Here is a 3776-nt window from a genome sequence, read left to right as displayed (position 1 = left end):
GATTACGACAAACGCCAGATTACAATGATATTTGTAAAAGATTTTCTTTGGGAAACAGAGAGATGGCTGATGCCGGGAATGCGTCTCATTGCGTAACTGATATTGTTGTATAACGGAGCATACATGAAAATAAGCGGAATCATATGGGGAGGAGAATTACCACTTCTGAATCAGGCATGTGAGGGGCAGAAGATCGAACATGTTTTTTATACAAGCACATCTGTACGGGAAGAAAAGAGACGAAGGGAAGCAATTGAGGATTTAAAGAATTCCGATCTCGTGTTAATTCATCCATCACAGGACCCGGTATGGGATGAGATCATTCCACAGATTCCAGCAGACATCCCCATAGTTCCATTCGGATATGATCAGGAAGGACTGACTGTTGCTACGGTTTCAACCAGGATAGTGGCGACAGCAAGTGCATATTATGTCTATGGTGGTGCTGAAAACCTGGATTCAATGATCAGGTTTTTGAGATCAGCTATTTTTCACGAATCAATATCATATGATCCTCCAGAACCTACAGCCTGGGATGGTATCTACCATCCTGATGCAGATGGGATCTTTACTGACTCCAAAGAATACTTCAGCTGGCGAGAGAGAAATCATGAAAGTCTTATTGGAATTCTGTTTTACCGGTTGTACTGGGCAAATCGCGATCTCCAGGTAATTAATGATTTAATCAGGCGGCTTGAACAGAACCATGATGTCATTGCGGTCTTCTGTATCGGAACCGGTGATGCAGATCTCGGAGCCCGACCTGGCGATGAGGTTATCAGAGATTATTGCTCTCATGTTGATCTTCTTGTCAATCTCCAGTCTGTCACGATCTCAAAAAATCCCCTAGAAACTGTAAAAACATTTTCTGCTCTTAATGTTCCTGTTATTCATCCACTTATCATCTATAACCGGACTCATGAGGAATGGCTTTCTGAAAGTTCTGGTCTGACAGCATCCGAGATCGGCTGGGCAATTGTGGTTCCTGAATTTATGGGTATGACCGGAATGATCCCGATTGGAACAAGATCAACTGAAGAACCCTCATTTGGTCAGACCGAATGGCATGAATCAATTCCTGACCGGATGGAATCTCTCTCTATATTTATCACCCGGTGGGTTGGACTTAAACGAAAAAAACCACAAGAACGCAAAATTGCGTTTATTCTTAACAATGCTCCCTGTTCTTCAATAGAAGCGACCGTAGGGACTGCTGCACATCTTGATGCCCTGGAATCTGTTGCCTGTATTCTTTCTGATCTCAAAGATGATGGGTATGATGTAGAGGTTCCGGCAAATGGAAAAGAACTCATTGACACAATTTTGGAGAAGAAGGCACTATCTGAGTTCAGATGGACCTCAGTTGAAGAGATTGTTGCAAAAGGTGGAGCACTTGATCTCATAAGGCCAGAAATATATCTCCCCTGGTTTGCTGAATTGCCAGGATCACTCAAAGATAAACTGGCTGAAACCTGGGGGAAGCCACCTGGAGAAGAAAAGGATGGAGTCCCTCCAGGAATGGTTTACCATAATTCAATGGTTATAACCGGCCTTCGATATGGAAACGCCCTTGTTTGCACCCAACCCAAACGTGGATGTGTCGGAGCCCGGTGTGACGGGCAGGTTTGCAAAATTCTACATGATTCTGAAATTCCACCACCGTACCATTATTTTGCAACATACCGGTATCTGACAGATATTTTTGGTGCAGATGTGCTGGTTCATGTTGGAACTCATGGAACGCTGGAGTTTTTGCCAGGTAAATCAGCAGCCCTCTCTGAGTCATGCATCCCGGCAGCTGTGCTCCGATCGGTTCCGCTTCTCTATCTCTATAACACAGATAATCCGCCTGAAGGAACTATTGCAAAGCGAAGAACTCCTGCAACCCTGATTGGTCATATGCAATCTTTGATGAGCGAGAGCGGATTATATGGAGAACTAGCTGAACTGGCTGATAGAATTGATGAATATAATCGGATCGCACTCTCTGATCCCGCTCATGCCCATGCTCTTGAGCATGTAATTATCGATCTTATCACGAAAAACAGGCTGGACTCTGAGATCAATGTGGATAAGATAAAGGAAGAGGGGGGTGGAATGGCAGAGGTGATAGAAGCTGCTCATGAATCCTTAACACGGATCTATAACAGCCAGATACCTGAAGGTATGCATATCTTCGGTCAGATTCCAAGGGGCGAAAAGTTATCCGGATATATTGTCGGGTTGCTCAGGTTTAACCAGGAACTTCGAAAACTTATTATTGACTTAATGGGGCTTGACCTGATCCCAAAATCCGGAGAAATTGCTCTTCTTAAAATGCTTGATGAAGCAGGAAAGAAATTTGTTAACGCCCTTCTTTCCGGGTTATCACCGGAAGATGCAGCGGCCAATGCCCTCGATGTTCGTCTAATAAATCCCGCAAGTCCTCTCCTTGAATCTGTTACAAAAAGAATTTTTGATCTGTCAAAGGCAATTGAGGCTTCAGATGAGAAAAATGCTTTGCGCAGGGGATTGAATGCCGAATACATAATGCCCGGACCATCAGGTCTTATCAGTAGAGGTAAGACCGACATCCTCCCGACCGGGAGAAATTTCTATAGTCTGGATCCATTCTCTGTTCCTACTGAAGCTGCTTTCAGGGTTGGGAGAAAACTTGCTGAAGTTCTGTTGAAAAAATTCTCTGATGAAGAGGGGAAATACCCAGAAACGGTTGCGGTATACTGGATGGCTTCTGATATTATGTGGTCTGATGGTGAGACGCTCGGAAAGCTCCTGCATCTTCTTGGAGTTGAACCGGTCTGGCGTCATGGGCGTGTTACCGGGATTCGTCCGCTATCATTAGAGACCCTGAACAGGCCAAGGATAGATATCTCAATCCGGGCTTCGGGCATTCTTCGTGACTGTTTTTACAACTGTATTGAATTACTGGATGATGCGGTATGTGCGGTTGCTACACTGTCTGAACCTGATGATTTAAACTATGTCAGAAAGCACCAGAATGCCAGGTCAAAGGGATCTGGAAGCAGACCTGATAGCAGGATCTTTGGAAGCCGGGCAGGAACGTATGGGATGGGAGTAAATCTTGCACTCTATGCATCAGCCTGGAAAGATGAATCCGAACTTGCTGACATTTACATCTCATGGAACGGGTATTCCTATGGCAGAGACAGATATGGAGAATCTGCCCATGATAATCTCATAGAACAACTGAAAACTGTTGATGTGACCTTCAATAAGACTGCAACAGATGAGTATGATCTGCTTGGATGCTGTTGTTATTTTGGGACACATGGTGGGATGACTATTGCTGCAGAAACGGTGCAAGGCCACAAAATTGCAACCTATTATGGTGATACCCGGGATCCAGAATCCGTAGAGGTCAGAACTCTTGCTGAAGAACTAACCCGGGTTGTCAGAACAAAACTTCTTAATCCTAAATATATCGATGGACTCAAGGAACATGGGTATGCCGGAGCCAGTGAACTTTCACGAAAAATTGGCAGAGTGTATGGATGGGATGCAACAACCGGCCAGGTCGATGACTGGATTTTTGATGATATTGCACGAACATTTCTGCTCAATGATGAGAATAGGAAGTTCTTTGAAGAGAATAATCCGTATGCCATGGAAGAGATTGGCAGAAGGCTTCTTGAAGCCAATCAGCGTGGAGTCTGGCAGGCTGATCCCGATGTGCTGGAAGGAGTAAAAGAGTCATACCTGATGACAGAAGGGCTGATGGAAGATCGAATGGATGGCACCGGAGGTCAGGTTCAGGG

Annotated in this window: 1 protein-coding gene; it reads left to right on the top strand. The window is 44.8% G+C overall.

Annotation, left to right across the window (positions count from 1 at the left end):
• Positions 1 to 123: 123 nt before the first annotated feature.
• Positions 124 to 3776 (top strand): cobaltochelatase subunit CobN (locus VN429_RS02170; protein WP_325629307.1); only part of this gene is annotated, 3653 nt, incomplete at its 3' end.

Origin of the sequence: Methanospirillum sp., assembly GCF_035560735.1 — an archaeon.
In the GTDB taxonomy this organism is placed as follows: Archaea; Halobacteriota; Methanomicrobia; order Methanomicrobiales; family Methanospirillaceae; genus Methanospirillum.
The sequence above is the reverse complement of the archived record's forward strand: the minus strand, read 5'-3'. Positions and strand labels throughout refer to the sequence as shown.